14 protein-coding genes are annotated in these 16740 nt (G+C 74.3%); 7 read left to right on the plus strand and 7 right to left on the minus strand.

Annotated features, from left to right (window positions below; all coding sequences use genetic code 11):
• The 3 genes from E1265_RS38140 to ssd form a co-directional block, all read right to left on the minus strand.
• Window positions 1–822 (minus strand): type II secretion system F family protein (locus E1265_RS38140; protein WP_243740940.1); only part of this gene is annotated, 822 nt, incomplete at its 3' end.
• Window positions 819–2030 (minus strand): TadA family conjugal transfer-associated ATPase, encoded by a 1212-nt coding sequence (locus E1265_RS19130; RefSeq protein ID WP_132931575.1) that lies wholly within the window; start codon window positions 2028–2030, stop codon window positions 819–821. The genes E1265_RS38140 and E1265_RS19130, both read right to left, overlap by 4 nt.
• Window positions 2027–3097, minus strand: coding sequence for a septum site-determining protein Ssd (ssd, locus tag E1265_RS19135; RefSeq protein WP_132931577.1), 1071 nt, complete (start codon window positions 3095–3097; stop codon window positions 2027–2029). Before ssd ends, E1265_RS19130 begins: the two co-directional genes overlap by 4 nt.
• Window positions 3098–3575: 478 nt before the next feature.
• On the opposite strand from ssd, the gene E1265_RS19140 reads away from it, so the two are divergent.
• Window positions 3576–4394 carry an HAD family hydrolase gene (locus E1265_RS19140; protein WP_132931579.1) on the plus strand — a complete coding sequence of 273 codons (819 nt, stop codon included), beginning with the start codon at window positions 3576–3578 and terminating at the stop codon, window positions 4392–4394.
• A gap of 276 nt (window positions 4395–4670) precedes the next feature.
• Here the strand turns inward: E1265_RS19140 and E1265_RS19145 are convergent, their stop codons facing one another.
• Window positions 4671–5543: a Fic family protein gene (locus tag E1265_RS19145; RefSeq protein ID WP_132931581.1), complete on the minus strand. Its 873-nt coding sequence runs from the start codon at window positions 5541–5543 to the stop codon at window positions 4671–4673.
• Window positions 5544–5662: 119 nt separating this feature from the next.
• Between E1265_RS19145 and E1265_RS19150 the strand changes: the two genes are divergently transcribed.
• Window positions 5663–6652, plus strand: coding sequence for an ATP-binding protein (locus E1265_RS19150; RefSeq protein WP_132931583.1), 990 nt, complete (start codon window positions 5663–5665; stop codon window positions 6650–6652).
• Here E1265_RS19150 and E1265_RS19155 read toward each other — a convergent pair.
• Window positions 6640–7773: a hypothetical protein gene (locus tag E1265_RS19155; protein WP_243740941.1), complete on the minus strand. Its 1134-nt coding sequence runs from the start codon at window positions 7771–7773 to the stop codon at window positions 6640–6642. The genes E1265_RS19150 and E1265_RS19155 overlap by 13 nt on opposite strands.
• A gap of 481 nt (window positions 7774–8254) precedes the next feature.
• On the opposite strand from E1265_RS19155, the gene E1265_RS19160 reads away from it, so the two are divergent.
• From E1265_RS19160 to E1265_RS39320, 5 genes are all read left to right on the plus strand, one after another.
• A complete protein-coding gene (locus E1265_RS19160) occupies window positions 8255–10576 on the plus strand; it encodes a SulP family inorganic anion transporter (RefSeq protein WP_132931585.1) in 2322 nt (773 codons plus the stop codon).
• Between the two features lie 189 nt (window positions 10577–10765).
• Complete coding sequence (acs, locus tag E1265_RS19165) at window positions 10766–12727, plus strand: acetate--CoA ligase (RefSeq protein WP_132931587.1); 1962 nt, start codon at window positions 10766–10768, stop codon at window positions 12725–12727.
• Window positions 12728–12909: 182 nt separating this feature from the next.
• Complete coding sequence (locus E1265_RS19170; RefSeq protein WP_132931589.1) at window positions 12910–13347, plus strand: phage holin family protein; 438 nt, start codon at window positions 12910–12912, stop codon at window positions 13345–13347.
• The gene (locus tag E1265_RS19175; protein WP_132931591.1) at window positions 13344–14282 is read left to right on the plus strand and encodes an alpha/beta hydrolase; all 939 of its coding nucleotides are present in this window, start codon (window positions 13344–13346) and stop codon (window positions 14280–14282) included. Before E1265_RS19170 ends, E1265_RS19175 begins: the two co-directional genes overlap by 4 nt.
• A gap of 329 nt (window positions 14283–14611) precedes the next feature.
• Window positions 14612–14797, plus strand: a complete 186-nt coding sequence (locus E1265_RS39320; RefSeq protein WP_132931593.1) for a hypothetical protein — start codon at window positions 14612–14614, stop codon at window positions 14795–14797.
• 23 nt (window positions 14798–14820) lie between these two features.
• Here the strand turns inward: E1265_RS39320 and E1265_RS19185 are convergent, their stop codons facing one another.
• On the minus strand, window positions 14821–16020 hold the full coding sequence (locus tag E1265_RS19185; protein ID WP_132931594.1) for a MarP family serine protease: 1200 nt from the start codon (window positions 16018–16020) through the stop codon (window positions 14821–14823).
• 13 nt (window positions 16021–16033) lie between these two features.
• The gene (locus tag E1265_RS19190) at window positions 16034–16720 is read right to left on the minus strand and encodes a CoA pyrophosphatase (protein WP_132931596.1); all 687 of its coding nucleotides are present in this window, start codon (window positions 16718–16720) and stop codon (window positions 16034–16036) included.
• Window positions 16721–16740 lie beyond the last annotated feature (20 nt).

The following is a 16740-nucleotide window of genomic DNA, read 5'->3' on the forward strand; positions in this document are numbered from 1 at the left end:
CCCCAGGAGCGCCCCGGCGAGCAGCAGCCCGAGGCCGAGCCGCGAGCCGAGCAGCACCTCGAGCGGCCTGACCCCCATCGCCGAGCCGAACAGCAGCCCGAACAGCGGCAGGACGGCCAACACCAGGGCGCTGGCGCGCGGCCCGGCCAGTTGGGCGCGCAGATCATCCTCCTGGTCGCGCTCGGCCCGCAGCGCGGCGGCCACCCGCTCCAGGCCCGCAGCCAGCGAAGCGCCGCCGTCCACCGCCACCTCCCAGCAGGCGGCCACCCCGCGCAGCCCGCCCGCGCCCGGCTGGGCCGCCGCCGCGCACAGCGCCGCCGGCACGTCCCCGCCGAACCGGGCCGCCGCGAGCACCCCGGCCCCCGGCTCGCCGAGCCCGGCCAGGCCGGCCGCGAGCACGGCGCCGACCGGCTGCCGGCCGGCGCGCAGCTCGCCGGCGAGCGAGGCGCAGAAGGCGATGACGGCGGCCCGCCGCAGGTCGGCCTCGCGGCGCTCCATCACCCCGCGCCACCAGCGCACGGCCAGCGGCGCGAGCAGCACGGCCGCCGCCGGCGGCAGCCAGGAGCTCCCCCACAGGCCGCACAGCAGCCCGCCGGCCAGGCACCAGAGCACCACCCGCCGCTCGGCCGGCTCGGCGAGCCGGGGCGGCGACCAGCGGGCCGGCCGAAGCGCCGGCCAGGGCACCCGGCGCCACGCCGGGCGGCGGACGCCGCCGACGGCCACCAGGCGGGCGCCGCGCCGCTGACCAGGGACGTCGACCAGCAGCCACCCCGCGGCGCCGGCGCACAGGGCCGCCACGAACGTGGTCAGCTGCCCGCTCACGACGCCGACTCCCCACGCCTGGCGCACAGCTCGGCAAGCCGGCCCCAGCCGGGCCCCGGACGGAAGCCGTCGAGGCTCCAGGCGGCCGCCCGCACGGTGCGCACGAGGCCGCCTTCGTCCCGCTCGAGCACGTGGATCTCTGCGATCCTGCGCTGCCCGGTGGCCCGGTCCCTGCCGAGGTGGATCACGGCGCACAGCGCGGCCGCCAGCTGGCTGTGCAGCGCGGCCCTGGACAGCCCCGCCGTGCTGCCGAGCGCCTCCAGCCTGGCCGGCACGTCGGCCGCGGCGTTGGCGTGCAGGGTGCCGCAGCCGCCCTCGTGGCCGGTGTTGAGGGCGGCGAGCAGGTCGGTGACCTCGGGGCCGCGGCACTCGCCGACCACGAGCCGATCGGGGCGCATCCGCAGCGCCTGGCGCACCAGGTCCCGCAGGGCGACGCGGCCGGCGCCCTCCTGGTTGGCCGGCCTGGTCTCCAGCCTGACCACGTGCGGGTGGCTGGGCCGCAGCTCGGCCGAGTCCTCGACGAGCACGATCCGCTCCGCCGGGTCGACGAGGCCGAGCAGCGTGGCCAGCAGGGTGCTCTTGCCAGAGCCGGTGCCGCCGCTGATCAGGAACGAGAGCCGGCCAGCCAGGATGGCCCGCAGCAGCCGCTCGCCGCCTGGCGGGACGGTGCCCGCGGCGGTGAGCTCGGCGAGCGAGAAGGCCCGGGGGCGCACCACCCGCAGCGAGAGGCAGGGCGAGCCGACGACGACCGGCGGCAGCACCGCGTGCATCCGGGTGCCGTCGGGCAGCCGGACGTCCGCCCAGGGTCTGGCGTCGTCGAGGCGGCGCCCGGCCGCGGCGGCGAGGCGCTGCGCGAGCCGGCGGATGGCGGCCGCGTCCGGGAAGCGGACCGGGGCGCGCTCCAGGCCCTGGCCGCGGTCGATCCAGACCTCGTCAGGAGCGTTGACCAGGACGTCCGTGATGCCCGGCGCGGCCAGCAGCGGCTGCAGCGGGCCGGCGCCCACCAGCTCGGAGCGGAGCGCGCCGACGATGGACAGCACGGCGCTGTCGCCGAGCAGCCGGCCCTGCGCGCGGAGCGCCGCCGCCACCCGGCCGGGCGTCGGCTCGGCCCCCTCGGCGGCGAGCCTCAGCCGCACCTCCTCGAGCAGCCCTGGCAGCTCGGGCAGCTCCGCCGCCGGGGTCGGGCCCGGCACGGTCGGCGCGCTCATGCGACGACCTCGGCGCTGGGCAGGGCGCGGTCGAGCAGCGCGGCGGAGAACCTGGCGAGGACGCCCTTGGCGTCGGCCCCCGGCGGCTCGCCCGACTCGGCGGCCGCGCGCAACCCCGGCTCGTCCGGCAGCTCGCCGGCCAGCGGCAGCCCGAGCAGCCTGGCCAGCTCGGCGCCGGGCAGTCCTGCGGCCGAGGCGCGCGCCACCACCCGCAGGTCCCGCACCAGCGCGCCGGCGGTGGCCACCACCCGACGCGCGGCGGCCGCGGCGCGCAGCTCGCCTGGCACCACGAGCAGCCCAAGGTCCAGGCTGGTCAGCGCCTCGGCCACCGACTCGTCCACCGTGCGCGGCAGGTCGATGACGACCACGCCGCCCCCGCGCCTGGCGGCGGCGAGCACCGAGCGCATCGCCTCGGACGGCAGCCTGGCCACGTCCGAGCGGTCCCAGCTGAGCAGGCTCAGGCCGTGTGGGCGCGGCAGCGACTCGTCGAGCGCCGTGCCGGACAGCCGCCCGCGGGCCGAGACGAACGCGGGCCAGCGCGGCCCCGACGCGCCCTCGCCGCCGAACAGCAGGTCGAGGCCGCCGCCCAGCGGGTCCCCGTCGACCAGGGTGGTGCGCCGCCCCCGCCGGGCCGCCGTCACCGCGAGCGCGCAGGCCAGGGACGAGGCCCCGGCGCCGCCGCGCCCGCCGAGCACGCCGACGGTCAGGGCCGGCGGCCCGGCCGGCTCCACCGCGTCCGCGATGCGGTCGGCGAGCCAGCTCTCGTCGGACGGCAGGTGCAGCACCTGCTCGGCGCCGAGCGCCACGCCCCGGGCCCAGATCGTGTGGTCGTCGAGATCCCGGCCAACCAGCAGCACCCCTGGCCGCCGCCCCGGCCAGCGGTCGGCGCCCGGCCGCGCCGCGGCCCGGTCGTCCCCGACCAGCACCAGCGGCGCCCGCTCCCAGCGCCCGGCCGGCGGCGGCGCGCCCGGCACCACCTCGGCCTCCGCCCCGGCCGCCGCGCACAGCCGCAGCAGGTCGTCGAGCAGCTCCTCGTCCTCAGTGAGGATCAGAATGGATTCGGCCATGTCACGCCCCGTTCGCCGTGGTGTCCCTGGGCCGAACCTCGGCCCCGGGTCACGCCCCGCGCCCGGTCGGTGACCGAGCGCTCTGGGCGCGGGACCCACGGTGCGCCAGAACGCCGACGCGTGGGAAAAGCGGCCGAGATCTGTGGAAAACGCCGCCGCTGTGGATAACCCGTTCACCCGATCCAGCTACTCAGGGTGACCTCCCGGCCGGCGGGGCCGGGCGGGCGCCGCCGGCTTCCGGGGTGCGCGGAGGCCCGCGCCGCGGCCGGGCGGAAACGCGAAAAGCCCCCCGGACATGCGACGACCCCCGCCGGGGGGGAGAGCGGGGGTCGTCTTCCTCGGCCGACTCGGGGGGGAGGAGTCGGGCCGGGTTAGCACGGTCGCGAACGATCCGTGACTTCCATGGTGTACCCGAGAGCCCTCTCAGGCAAACCCACGCGCTCCAGGGTACGCCGAATGGCGGCCGTATGCTCGGGGCGTGGAAACCCTGCCCCCGCCACGCACCGCCGCCTTCTTCGACCTGGACAAGACGGTGATCGCCAAGTCGAGCACCTTCACCTTCAGCCGGCACTTCTACCAGGGCGGGCTGATCAACCGCCGCGCCGTGCTGCGCACCGCCTACGCCCAGTTCGTGTACCTGCTCGGCGGCGCCGACCACGACCAGATGGAGCGGATGCGGGAGTACATGTCGGCGCTCTGCCGTGGGTGGAGCGTGCGCCAGGTCGGGGAGATCGTCGCGGAGACGCTGCACCAGGTGATCGACCCGATCATCTACGACGAGGCCGCCTCGCTGATCGAGCGCCACCACGCGGCCGGCCGCGACGTGGTGATCGTCAGCTCCTCGGCCGCCGACCTGGTCGAGCCGATCGGCGAGCTGCTGGGCGCCGACCGGGTGGTGGCCACCCGGATGGCGGTGGCGGACGGCCGCTACACCGGCGAGATCGACTACTACGCCTACGGTCCGACCAAGGCGGAGGCCATCACCGAGCTCGCCGCCTCCGAGGGGTACGACCTGGCCCGCTGCTACGCCTACAGCGACTCGGTCACCGACATCCCGATGCTGGAGACGGTCGGCCACCCGCACGCCGTCAACCCGGACCGGGCGCTGCGCCGCGAGGCGGCCGCCCGCGAATGGCCGGTTCTGATCTTCGAGCGCCGGGTGCGCCTCAAGCAGCGACTGCCCACGCTGCCGCCCCGGCCGGCGCTGGCGGCGGGCGCCGCGGTGGCCGCCGCGGCCTGCGCCGCCGGCATCGTCTGGTACGCCAACCGCCGCAGGACGGCCGCGCGCCGCGCCTGACGGCCACCCGCACATGTGAAGCGGCGGCGCCCCGTCACGCAGCGCCGCCGCCGACATGAGCATCGGGGTATCAGTGCGTGCACGGAATCATGTGGGCCCGGTTTGCGGGTCGGCTACGCGTGGGTCCCCGGTGTTCATGTGTCCGGTCCATGGGCCGTTGAGTCCTTTGTACTCCGGTGGGAGCGAAAGGGAAACCGGGGGCGCGAGATTTTACCTTTCACCCCTTCTCACCCGCCTTGCTCCACCGCCCTGCTCCTCCGCATTGCTCCGCCCGGCTCAGGCGGCGCCGCGCTGCAACGCCTCGCAGACGGCGACCGATTCACGCGCGCCGAGCTCGAGCGCCCTGCCGCAGTGGACGATCCAGTCCACCATCCCGTCCCGGGTCCCCGAGGCGTAGCCGGCGAGCGCGGACCGGTAGGCGGTCAGCCCCAGCTCCGCGTGCCCGACCTCGGCCGGCGCCACGGACTTCGGGTCGAGCCCGCCGCCGACCAGCACGATCCGCTCAGCGGCCCGCGCGACCGGCCCGTTGTGGGTGACGAACGGGCGGAGCGACGCCAACTCGCCGTGCACCACGGCGGCCGTCACCAGCGCGGGTGCCGACGTGCCGCGCAGCACGACGCGGTTCAGCGCGTCGAGCCGCGCCGCAACCTCGACGGCGTCCGGCGCGGGTGACCCCGCGCCCCACTCGTCGTCCGCGACCGCCTCGCCCGGCACTCGAGGCCGGCCCACCGCCCCCTCGGCCGCCGGGCCGCCGCCGGCCGCCACCAGGTGCAGTCGGGCCAGCACCCTAAGCGGCGAGGTCGGCCAGATCCCGAGCGACTGCCCGGCCTCCGCGGTGAGTCGCAGCGCGGCCCCCACCACGCGCGCCTGCGGTTCGGCGCCGAAGTCGCTGCGCCGACGCACCTCCTCGAGCGCCCAGTCGGCGCCGGCGAGCGCCGCGGAGGCGCGGGCGCCGCGCAGCGCCGCCTCGGCCGCGACCTCGGGGCTGCGGCGGCGCATCACGCGGTGCCGGTAGACGCCGTCCACGGCGGCGCGCACCGACTCGACGGCGTCCGCCACCCCGGGGAGCGCGGCCAGGGGTGCCAGCGGATCGCCGTCGGGTTCCGGGGCGGTCGACCGGCGGGGGCTCGGGTCAGCTTCGGCGTTCATGCCACGAAGCCTAGGCGGGGCGTGCCGGCGGTTAACGCCCCGGCGCAAACCACCTGTTCGAGTGGCCCCGTCCCCCCGAACGGCCTCGGGGCGCCCCGCGCCGGGCTACGCTAATGAACATGAAGATCGCTTTCGTAGGCAAGGGCGGCAGCGGGAAGACGACGCTGTCCTCGCTGTTCATCCGGCGCCTCGCGGCCCGCCGGATCCCGGTGACCGCGGTGGACGCCGACATCAACCAGCACCTCGGCGTGGCGCTCGGTCTCACGGAGGAGCAGGCCGCCGCGATGCCGCCGATGGGCGAGCGGCTCGGGCTCATCAAGGACCACCTGCGCGGCGCCAACCCGCGGATCCTCTCGGCCGAGACGATGATCAAGACCACGCCGCCCGGCGAGGGTTCGCGGCTGCTGCGGCTCGGCGAGAACAACCCGATCTTCGACGCCTGCGCCCGCGCCGTCCCGTTGGACGACGGTGCCGCGCGGCTGCTGGTCACCGGCCCCTTCACCGAGGACGACCTGGGCGTCGCCTGCTACCACTCCAAGACCGGCGCCGTCGAGCTGGTGCTCAACCACCTGGTGGACGGGCGCGGCGAGTTCATGGTGGTGGACATGACGGCCGGCAGCGACTCGTTCGCCTCCGGCATGTTCACGCGCTTCGACATGACTTTCCTGGTCGCCGAGCCCACCCGCAAGGGCGTCTCGGTCTACCGCCAGTACCGGGACTACGCGCGGGACTTCGGGGTGGCGCTGCGCGTCGTGGGCAACAAGGTGCAGGGCCAGGACGACCTGGACTTCCTGCGGGCCGAGGTGGGTGACGACCTGCTGGTCACCTTCGGCCACTCGGACTGGGTGCGAGCCATGGAGCGCGGCACGCAGCGGCCGTTCGCGGAGCTGGAGCCCGAGAACGCCGCGGCCCTCGACACGCTGTTCGACGCGGCCGACGCGTCCTACGCCCGCCGGGACTGGGAGCGTTACACGCAGCAGATGGTGCACTTCCACCTGAAGAACGCGGCGAGTTGGGGGAACGAGCGGACCGGGGCCGACCTGGCGGCCCAGGTCGACCCCGGCTTCACGCTGAGCGAGGCGCGGCTCCCCAGCCCTCAGCTGGCCTGAGCCCGCCCGGGCGGTGCGCTGAGCCCGAAGGCTGCGGGTCTGGCTCCGCCCAGGAACGCCTGCCAGCCGCCGGGCGGGCTGACCCCGACGTCCAGGGTCCGCAACAGCTCGAGCACCGCCGGGTCCTGGGCGTCGAGCCAGTCGACGAGCTGCCGGAAGGAGACGCACCGCACGCCCTCCTTCGGGCACACCTCCTCGATGACGTCCTCGACGGCCCGCATGTAGATGCCGTCGTTCCAGTCCTCGAAGTGGTTGCCGATGATCAGCGGCGCGCGGTTGCCGTGGTAGGCGCGGTCGAAGGCGGCGAGCAGCCCGCCACGCATCTGTTCCTCCCAGACCGGGTGCATGGCGGGGTCGCCGCCGCCCTCGCCCGACTGGTTGTACATGTAGTTGTAGTCCATCGAGAGCGTCTCGAACTCGCGCCCGGGCACCGGGACCTCCTGGAGCGGGATGTCCCAGATCCCCTCCGGGGTCTTCTCCGGCCAGACCTGCCGGCCGCTGCCGCTCGAGTCGTAGCGCATCCCGGTCTCGGCCGCGGCCGTCAGCAGGTTCGGCTGGCCTTCGAGGCAGGGCGCGCGGCCGCCGACCAACTCCTTGTCGTAGTCGAAGGGGAGCGGTTCCAGGTCGTCGAACCCGGTGGTGGTGCGCCAGTTCTTGACCATCCACTTCGCCTGCCTGATCTCGCTCACCCACTGCTCGGGTGACCAGTCGCCGACCCCGCCCGGGCCGCAGAAGTGGCCGTTGAAATGGGTGCCGATCTCGCTGCCGTCCAGCCAGGCGGCGCGGAGTTGCTCGATGGTGGCCCGAATGCTCTCGTCGCTGAGATAGCCGATGTCGGACGCGCCGGGCGCGTGCCCCGGCGGTTGGTAGCGTTCCCGCTCGCTCTCGGGCAGCAGATAGAGGCCGGAGAGGAAATACGTCATGCTCGCGTCGTTCTCCTTGGCCACCTCGCGGAAGTGGGAGAACAGCCGATTGCCGTCCTCTCCCGCGCCGTCCCAGGAGAAGACGACGAACTGCGGTGGTTCCTCGCCGGGTCGGAGGCGGACGGCCTTCGGCTGGTTGGGCTGCGGCCCCGTGTCGGCGGTCGAGCCGTCGCCGATCAGCCGCCCGGCGCGCTCCAGGGCCTCGCGGGACGGGGGACCCGGGTGGTCGGGCCCCGGGTGGTCGGGCCCCGGGTGGTCGGGCGATGCCTCGCTCCGCTTCTTCGGCGCCTTCCTCTCGTCGTCCGGCTCGTCGCCGAAGGTGCCGCAGCCGGCCACCCCGAGCAGCAGGACGGCGACCGCCGACCACCGCGCCGCACGCGTTCCACGCAAGACCACCATGGGGCCTCCCACACCTCTTCGGTACGTCAGTCCCAACTTCATAAGAGATGAGGAGGCGAGATGGTTATACGACAAGCGGATTGAATGATTAATTAGCTCGATGGGAGTAATTCGGGGGTGGAGCCTTTCCTCGGGTAGTCGACACCTTTACGCGCCATTACCCTTCATTTACCGACGCTTGAGCCTGGCCATACCTTCACGGTCGGTTCACGGTCGGTTCTCCTTCAAAGCCACCTTCGAACCCCCTCCCTCGCAAGCCCCTCACGGACGGAGACGGAACATGTCCGCCTGCGCCCCCCACCGACCCGACGTATCCGCGTCGATCTCCGTGTTCCTGATCGCGCTGCCGCTCTCGCTCGGCATCGCCCTCGCCACCGGCGCCCCGCTCCAGGCGGGCCTCGTCGCCGCCGCCGTCGGCGGCATCCTCGCCGGCGCCCTCGGCGGCGCCCCGCTCCAGGTGAGCGGCCCGGCCGCCGGACTCACCGTGGTCACCGCCGAGCTCATCCAGGAGTACGGCTGGCCCGCCACCTGCGGCATCACCGTGCTCGCCGGCCTCACCCAACTGGCGCTCTCCGCGCTGCGGGTGGCTCGCGCGGCCCTGGTCGTCAGCCCGGCCATCGTGCACGGCATGCTCGCCGGCATCGGGATCACCATCGCCCTCGCCCAACTCCATGTCGTCCTCGGCGGCAGCCCGGAGAGCTCCGCGCTTGACAACCTTCGTGACCTGCCGAGCCAGTTGACGGACCCACACCTCACGGCGACGGTCGTCGGCGGCCTCACCGTGGCGGTGCTGCTCGGCTGGCCCCGGCTGCCCGGCCCGATCGGCGCGGCGGTGCGCAGAGCGGTGCCGGCCGCGCTCGCCGCGGTGGCCCTGGCCACCCTGCTCGCCTGGGCGCTGTCCCTGCGGCTGCCCCGCGTCGACCTGCCGAGCTGGAGCAGCCACGCGCTGTCCGGCATGCCGGAGGGACCGGTACTCGGCCTCGCGGCGGCCGTGCTCACCATCACCCTGGTGGCAAGCGTCGAGTCGCTGCTGTCCGCCGTGGCGGTGGACAAGCTGGCGACGGCCAGGCGGCGGGCCGGCGGGCCGCCGACGCACCGGGCCGACCTGGACCGGGAGCTGCGCGGCCAGGGCACGGGCAACGTGGTGTCCGGGCTGCTCGGCGGGCTGCCGATCACCGGCGTCGCGGTGCGCAGCGCGGCCAACGTGGCGGCCGGCGCCGTCACCCGTTGGTCCACGATCCTGCACGGCTGCTGGGTGCTGCTGGCCACCGGGGTGCTCGTCGGGCTGCTCGAGCAGATCCCGCTGGCCGCGCTCGCCGCGCTGGTGGCGGTGATCGGCGTGCAGATGGTCAGCATCACGCACATCCGCAGCGTCACCCGGCACCGCGAGGTGCTGGTCTACGCCGTCACGGCGGCCGCGGTCACCTTCCTCGGCGTGCTGGAGGGCGTGGGCATCGGCATCGCCGTGGCGGTGGCGGTGGCGCTGCACCGGCTGACTCACACCAGGATCAGCCACGAGCGGCTGCCCGACGGCTCGCACCAGATCGGGGTGCACGGGCAGTTGACGTTCCTCGCGGTGCCGCGGCTGAGCCGGGCGCTTGCGCTGGTCCCCGAACACGAGCCCGCGACCGTCGAGTTGGACGGCACCTTCATGGACCACGCGGCCTACGAAGCGCTGCACGACTGGCGGACGGCGCACGCCGCGCAGGGCGGCTCGGTGGAGATCACCGGCAGGTCGGGGCGGCAGCTCCTCGGCGACCTGGCCACCCCCCACCAGTGCCGGCCCTGGCTCCCCTGGCGCAACCACCAGTGCACGGCCGCGCCGCCGGTGGCCGGCAGCCCGGGGCCGACGCGCGTCGGCGACCACCACCCGGACCAACTCCTCGTCGGCGTGCGGAACTTCCAGCGCACCACCGCGCCGCTCGTGCGGCGGGAGCTGGCCCGGCTCGCGGACGAGGGGCAGCGGCCGGGAGAGCTGTTCCTCACCTGTGCCGACTCGCGCCTGGTCACCAGCATGATCACGTCGAGCGGCCCGGGCGACCTGTTCACCGTGCGCAACGTGGGCAACCTGGTGCCGCCGCCTGGCACCGAGTCGGCCGACCACTCGGTGGGCGCCGCCATCGAGTACGCGGTCGACGTGCTGCGGGTGCGGTCCATCACGGTCTGCGGACACTCGGGTTGCGGGGCGATGCACGCGCTCGAGTCGCTGGGGCCCGGCGGGCTCGCCGACGTGGCGGCGGTGGATCCGGCGGCGCTCAGCTCGCTCGACCGCTGGCTGCGGCACGGCCGGCCGAGCCTGGCCCGGCTCACCGCGGCCGACGGCGCGGCCGTCCGGCTCGACGCCCGGCCGCCGGCCGACACGCTGGAGGCGCTCTGCCTGGCCAACGTGCTCCAGCAGCTCGACCACCTCGCCCTGCACCCCTGCGTGGCGCGGCGGATGGCGGAGGGCGAGCTCGACCTGCGCGGCATGTACTTCCACGTCGGCGAGGCCCAGGCGTACGTGTTGAGCCGGGGCGCGGCCGCGGGCGCGGCTCCGGTGTTCGCGGCGGTGCGGCCCGACGAGCGCCGGTCCGAGGCGTGCGCCGAGCCCCTGCCCGGCTGACCGGGCGCGGCCCGCGGGCGCCGTTCGGCGCGCGCCCGTGGGCCGCTCGGCGCGCCTCGGCGCCGTTCGCCGCAATCCGCCGTGACAGGTCTACACCACTCGTCCGGTTGCCCTTGTCAAAGGCCATCCGGACTGATGGGGTGTGCCCTGGGACACAGCAGTACGCCGAGGTACGCCGAGGGAGAAGTCGTGAGTAAAGAGAGCCTGGCCAATCTCATGACGGAGGAGCGGCGGTTCGCTCCCCCCGCCGAGCTGGCCGCCGGCGCCAACGTCACCGCCGCCGCCTACGAGTCGGCCGCCGCCGACCGGCTGGGCTTCTGGGCCGAGCAGGCGCGCCGGCTCAGTTGGGAGCGGGAGCCGACCCAGACGCTCGACTGGTCCAACCCGCCCTTCGCCAAGTGGTTCACCGACGGCCGGCTCAACGTGGCGTACAACTGCGTCGACCGGCACGTCGAGGCCGGCCACGGGGACCGGGTCGCCATCCACTTCGAGGGCGAGCCCGGCGACACGCGCGCCATCACCTACGCCGAGTTGCGGCGCGAGGTCTCCAAGGCCGCGCACGCGCTCACCGAGCTGGGCGTCGAGGCCGGCGACCGGGTCGCCATCTACCTGCCGATGATCCCCGAGGCGATCATCGCGATGCTGGCCTGCGCCCGGATCGGCGCCCCGCACTCGCTGGTGTTCGGTGGGTTCTCCGCCGACGCGCTGGCCACCCGGATCGTGGACGCCGACGCCCGGGTCGTCATCACCTCCGACGGCGGCTGGCGGCGCGGCGCGCCCTCGGCGCTGAAGCCGGCCGTCGACGAGGCGTTGACCCGCCCGGGCACGGAGGCCGTGCGCAGCGTGCTGGTGGTGCGCCGCACCGGCCAGGACGTGGCGTGGCACGAGGGCCGGGACGTGTGGTGGCACGAGCTGGTGGACCGGCAGCCGGAGGAGCACACCCCGCAGGCGTTCGACGCCGAGCACCCGCTGTTCATCCTCTACACCTCGGGCACCACGGGGAAGCCGAAGGGCATCCTGCACACCTCGGGCGGCTACCTCACCCAGGTGGCCTACACTCACCACGCCGTCTTCGACCTGAAGCCCGAGTCCGACGTCTACTGGTGCACCGCCGACGTCGGCTGGGTCACCGGGCACTCCTACATCGTCTACGGCCCGTTGGCCAACGGCGCCACCGAGGTGGTCTACGAGGGCACCCCCAACACCCCGCACAACGGCCGCTGGTGGGAGATCGTCCAGAAGTACGGCGTGACCCTCCTCTACACCGCGCCGACCGCGATCCGCACCTGCATGAAGTGGGGCGACGACATCCCCGCCGGCTTCGACCTCAGCAGCCTGCGCCTGCTCGGCTCGGTCGGCGAGCCCATCAACCCCGAGGCCTGGATCTGGTACCGCAAGCACATCGGCGGCGACCGCGTCCCGGTCGTCGACACCTGGTGGCAGACGGAGACCGGCGGCATCATGATCAGCCCGCTGCCCGGCGTCACGCACGCGAAGCCCGGCTCGGCGCAGGTGCCGCTGCCCGGCGTCAGCGCCACCGTGGTCGACGACGACGGCAACGAGGTGGCCAACGGCTCGGGCGGCTACCTGACGCTGACCGAGCCCTGGCCGTCCATGCTGCGCACCATCTGGGGCGACGACCAGCGCTACCTGGACACCTACTGGTCGCGCTTCCCCGGCAGGTACTTCGCGGGCGACGGCGCCAAGAAGGACGCGGACGGCGACATCTGGCTGCTCGGCCGGGTGGACGACGTGATGCTGGTGTCCGGGCACAACATCTCGACCACCGAGGTGGAGTCGGCGCTCGTCTCGCACCCGAGGATCGCGGAGGCGGCCGTCGTGGGCGCCACCGACCCGCAGACCACCCAGGCCATCGTCGCGTTCGTGATCCTGCGCGGCGGCGCCGAGGAGGCGCCTGACCTGGTGGACGAGTTGCGGGCGCACGTCGCCAGGGAGCTGGGGCCGATCGCCAAGCCCAAGCGGATCCTGCCGGTCGACGAGCTTCCGAAGACCAGGTCGGGCAAGATCATGCGCCGGCTGCTGCGCGACGTGGCGGAGAACCGCGAGCTGGGCGACGTGACGACGCTGACCGACTCCACGGTGATGGACCTGATCCAGGCCAAGCTCCCGTCCGCGGCCAGCGAGGACTGAGCCTCCCGTCCACGAAGGACAGGGCCTAGGCGCGCCAAGGGGCGTCCGGTATCCACCGGGCGCCCCTATACCATTTGCGGCATCGCTCCCCGAGCCCCGTGTGGCCGCCACTACCGTCGTGCACAGCAGCAACCACCTCCGGGGATGACGCGTCCTGGAGAGAAGAAGAGGGAGAGAACGCGATGACCGCAGCCGACGAGGGCCGCAGCCTGGGAGAGCTGGTCGCATCGGCCACCGCCGAGCTGTCAGGCCTGGTGCACGACGAGATCGCGCTGGCCAAGGCCGAGCTGCGGCAGGACGTCAGGCGGGCGCTGCTCGGCAGCGTGGCCGGCATGGTGGGGGTCGTGCTGACGATCTTCGCGGTGCCGCTGTTCAGCTTCGCGTTGGCCTTCTGGATCCACAACTGGTGGGGGATCTCGCTCGCGCTGTCCTGCACCGTCGTGGGCGGCTTCTACGTGCTGCTGGCGCTGGCGCTGTTCCTGCTGGCCAAGGGCAGGTTCGGCCGGATCGCGCCGCCCGAGCGCTCGATCCGCTCCGCCAAGGCGTCGGCTTCCGTACTGTCGAACGTCAGGCCCCGGCCGCGTGGCGTCCCCGCCGACGAGGCAGGCTCGTCCGCATGACCGCGCCTGACCAGGCGGGGATGCGGTCCGCGGTCATCCTTCGGGACGGCCCGTGGACGCACCGTCATGTCGCCGCCAACGGGGCCCGTTTCCACATCGCCGAGCTCGGCGACGGCCCGCTGGTGCTGCTGGTGCACGGCTTCCCACAGTTCTGGTGGGCCTGGCGGCACCAGCTCACGGCGCTGGCCGACGCCGGCTACCGGGCGGTGGCGATGGACCTGCGCGGGGTCGGCGGCAGCGACCGCACGCCGCGCGGCTACGACCCGGCCAACCTGGCGCTCGACGTCACCGGCGTGATCCGCTCGCTCGGCGAGCCGGACGCGGCGCTCGTCGGGCACGACCTCGGCGGCTACCTGGCGTGGACGGCGGCGGTGATGCGGCCCAAGCTGGTGCGCCGCCTGGTGGTGGCCTCGATGCCGCATCCGCGCAGCTGGCGTTCCGCGCTGCTGCGGGACCCGCGGCAGACGGCGGCCAGCTCCTACGTCTGGGGCTTCCAGCGGCCCTGGCTGCCGGAGCGGCAGCTGGTCGCCGACGAGGCGGAGGCGGTGGGCAGGCTGCTGCGCGAGTGGTCGGGGCCGCGCCAGCCGGAGCCGGAGGCCGTGGACGTCTACCGGCGGGCGATGGCGATCCCGTCGACGGCACACTGCGCCATAGAGCCCTACCGCTGGATGGTGCGGTCGATCGCCCGCCCGGACGGCATCCAGTTCAACCGGCGGATGAAGCGCCCGGTGCTGGTGCCGACGCTGCACCTGCACGGCTCGCTGGACCCGGTGATGCGCACCAGGAGCGCGGCGGGCTCCGGCGAGTACGTGGAGGCGCCCTATCGCTGGCGGCTGTTCGACGGGCTCGGGCACTACCCGCACGAGGAGGACGCGGTGGCGTTCAGCACCGAGCTGATCGACTGGCTGCGCGACCCCGAGCCGGACCGTCGCTAGGCCCTGTCCTGCCGATCTTGCCGGGCCCGCGCCTCGCCCAGGCCTGGGGAAGCACCGCACCGGACGACGCGGACTGATCCGACAAGGCTGCGAGTGCTTCGCTGGAGGGTTCGGGAGGGGCGCAGGCCGGCTGTGGCTATCGGCCGCCGCGCCGCCCGGCGGCGCAGCCGGCGCCGGCCGGCGCACCGTTCCGTTGCCGCGCGCGGCCCGTTGCGGCCACCGCGCCCCTCGGGCTCGCCCGCGAGTGCTGGCCGCATAGGCCGCTCGCATACGCCGACCGACTTCCCTTCCGGGAGGTTACTGACCTTGGAAGCGGGCAGGGAGCGGGTATGGGCTGGCACGACTACCATGACGTGGCACGTGATCGACGCGGCGCTGGCGCCGCAACGCGGGCGCGGTTGAGCGCCGCGCGGACGCGGGGCGGCTCGCTGCCGGATCCGCGGATCGGATTCCCGGACATCCTGCGTCGGCGCGCCCGCTGGGTCGGCGTCCGGCTGCGGCATCCCAGGGGCTGACCGGCGGTCCGCGCCGCCCCCGGCTACAGCGCGCAGCCCTGGGTGTCGACCCGCCCCTCGGTGGCGCGCCCCAGGGCGATCAGCTCGGCCAGTTCGTCGTTGGTGAGCGCGTATCCGGTGTCGGCGTCGTCCAGTGACTTGGCGAAGATGACGCCGAACACCCGGCCGTCCGGGGTGAGCAGCGGGCCGCCGGAGTTGCCGGGGCGTACGGTCGAGAAGACGGAGTAGATGTCGCGTTCCACGGTGCCGCGGCGGTAGATGTCGGGGCCGTTGGCGTCGAAGCGCTCGCGGACGCGGGCCGGGCGCACGTCGAACGGGCCGCTCTCGGGGAAGCCGGCGATGATGGCGTCGTCGCCGGTGACGGCGTCGTCCTGGGCGAACTGGAGCGGCCGCGCGTCGAGCCCCGGCACGTCGAGCACGGCGATGTCGCGTTGCCAGTCGTAGAGCACGACCTGGGCGTCGAACAGCTCGCCCTCGCCGCCGATCTGCACGGTGGGCTCGGTGACGCCGCCGACGACGTGCGCGTTGGTCATCACGCGCTCCGGCGCGAAGACGAAGCCGGTGCCCTCCAGGACCTTGCCGCAACTGGTCGCGGAGCCCTCGACCTTGACGATGGACCGTTTCGCCTCCTCGACGACGGGGCTGGCGGCCAGCGCCGGGTCGGGCGGCGAGACGGCCGTGATGACCTCGTCGTCGAACGGCGCGAAGACCTGGGGGAAGCCCTGCTGGGCGAGGACGGAGCCGAAGTCCGTGAACCAGGAGTCGGCCCGCTCGGGCAGGACGCTGGAGATGCCGCCCAACACCCGGGAGTCGCGCACCTCGCGGCCCACCGTGGGCAGCGTGGTCATGGCGAGCGCGGAACCTATCAGCCAGGCGACGAGCAGCATGGCCAGCACGTTGACCAGGGCGCCGCCGGTGGCGTCGAGCGCGCGGGCCGGGCTCCAGGTGATGTGGCCGCGCAGCCGATTGCCCCAGTGGGTGGTGAGGGCCTGCCCGATGGAGGCGGCGAGGAGCACGATGACGACGGCCGCGATGACGGACGCGTCGGCCGGCTGGTCGCCGTCGTTCATCTCGCGCCACACCAGGGGCAACGCGTAGACGGCGGCTAAGCCGCCGCCGACGAAGCCCGTGACGGAGAGAACTCCGATCACGAATCCCTGCCGGTAGCCGATGACGGCGAACCAGACGCCGGCCAACACCAGCAGCACGTCGAGGACGTTCATGACGGATACCGTCTCACGCGCGGTGGTCGAGTGGGATCTCCCGCTGGTGATCCCACGGCTCCTCCCATCCCGCGTAGTACAGGATCCGGTCGATGAGACCGGCCGTGAACCCCCAGACCAGGGTGTCGGCGACGAGGAAGCAGGGTCCCCGGTAGCCGCTGGGGTGCAGGGCTGTGCCGCGGCTCGTGGCGTCGACGAGCTCGGCGAGCGGCACGGTGAAGACGCGGGCGGTCTCCGCCGGGTCCATGGGCGCCACCGGGGTCGGCTCGTGCCACCAGCCGAGCACCGGCGAGACGACGAAGCCGCTGACCGGGATGTAGAGGCGGGGCAGGGTGGCGAAGACCCGGACGCCCGCCGGGTCGAGGCCGGTCTCCTCGGCGGCCTCGCGCAGCGCCGCCCGCAGCGGTCCCTCGCCCTCCGGGTCGCCATCGGCCGGGTCGAGGGCGCCGCCGGGGAACGAGGACTGGCCGGCGTGCGCGCGCAGGCTGGTGGCCCGCTGGAGCAGCAGCAGTTCGGGGCCGCTCGGCGCCTCTCCGAACAGCACGAGCACGGCCGACTGTCGGCCACCCTGCGGTGGCGGCAGCCAGCGGCTGAGCTGCCGGGGGGTGATGGTGCGGGCGGCGCGCGCCAGCGGCCGCAGCCAGTCGGGCAGCGCGTCGGGACCGACCCGGTGGATGTCGACGTGGTGCGCGCTGGTCATGGGCTTCCTCGGGTCGGTCC

It is taken from the genome of Streptomyces sp. 8K308 (genome assembly GCF_004348315.1).
Taxonomy (GTDB): domain Bacteria; phylum Actinomycetota; class Actinomycetes; order Streptomycetales; family Streptomycetaceae; genus Streptomyces.

What these genes read in the sequence shown, in the direction of transcription:
- E1265_RS19150 (WP_132931583.1), top strand. Translation starts at nt 5,663, where the DNA reads ATGAAGATCGCTTTCGTAGGCAAGGGCGGCAGCGGGAAGACGACGCTG.
- E1265_RS19170 (WP_132931589.1), top strand. Translation starts at nt 12,910, where the DNA reads ATGACCGCAGCCGACGAGGGCCGCAGCCTGGGAGAGCTGGTCGCATCG.
- E1265_RS19190 (WP_132931596.1), bottom strand. Translation starts at nt 16,720, where the DNA reads ATGACCAGCGCGCACCACGTCGACATCCACCGGGTCGGTCCCGACGCG.
- E1265_RS19185 (WP_132931594.1), bottom strand. Translation starts at nt 16,020, where the DNA reads ATGAACGTCCTCGACGTGCTGCTGGTGTTGGCCGGCGTCTGGTTCGCC.
- ssd (WP_132931577.1), bottom strand. Translation starts at nt 3,097, where the DNA reads ATGGCCGAATCCATTCTGATCCTCACTGAGGACGAGGAGCTGCTCGAC.
- E1265_RS19145 (WP_132931581.1), bottom strand. Translation starts at nt 5,543, where the DNA reads ATGAACGCCGAAGCTGACCCGAGCCCCCGCCGGTCGACCGCCCCGGAA.
- E1265_RS19130 (WP_132931575.1), bottom strand. Translation starts at nt 2,030, where the DNA reads ATGAGCGCGCCGACCGTGCCGGGCCCGACCCCGGCGGCGGAGCTGCCC.
- E1265_RS39320 (WP_132931593.1), top strand. Translation starts at nt 14,612, where the DNA reads ATGGGCTGGCACGACTACCATGACGTGGCACGTGATCGACGCGGCGCT.
- E1265_RS19160 (WP_132931585.1), top strand. Translation starts at nt 8,255, where the DNA reads ATGTCCGCCTGCGCCCCCCACCGACCCGACGTATCCGCGTCGATCTCC.
- E1265_RS19175 (WP_132931591.1), top strand. Translation starts at nt 13,344, where the DNA reads ATGACCGCGCCTGACCAGGCGGGGATGCGGTCCGCGGTCATCCTTCGG.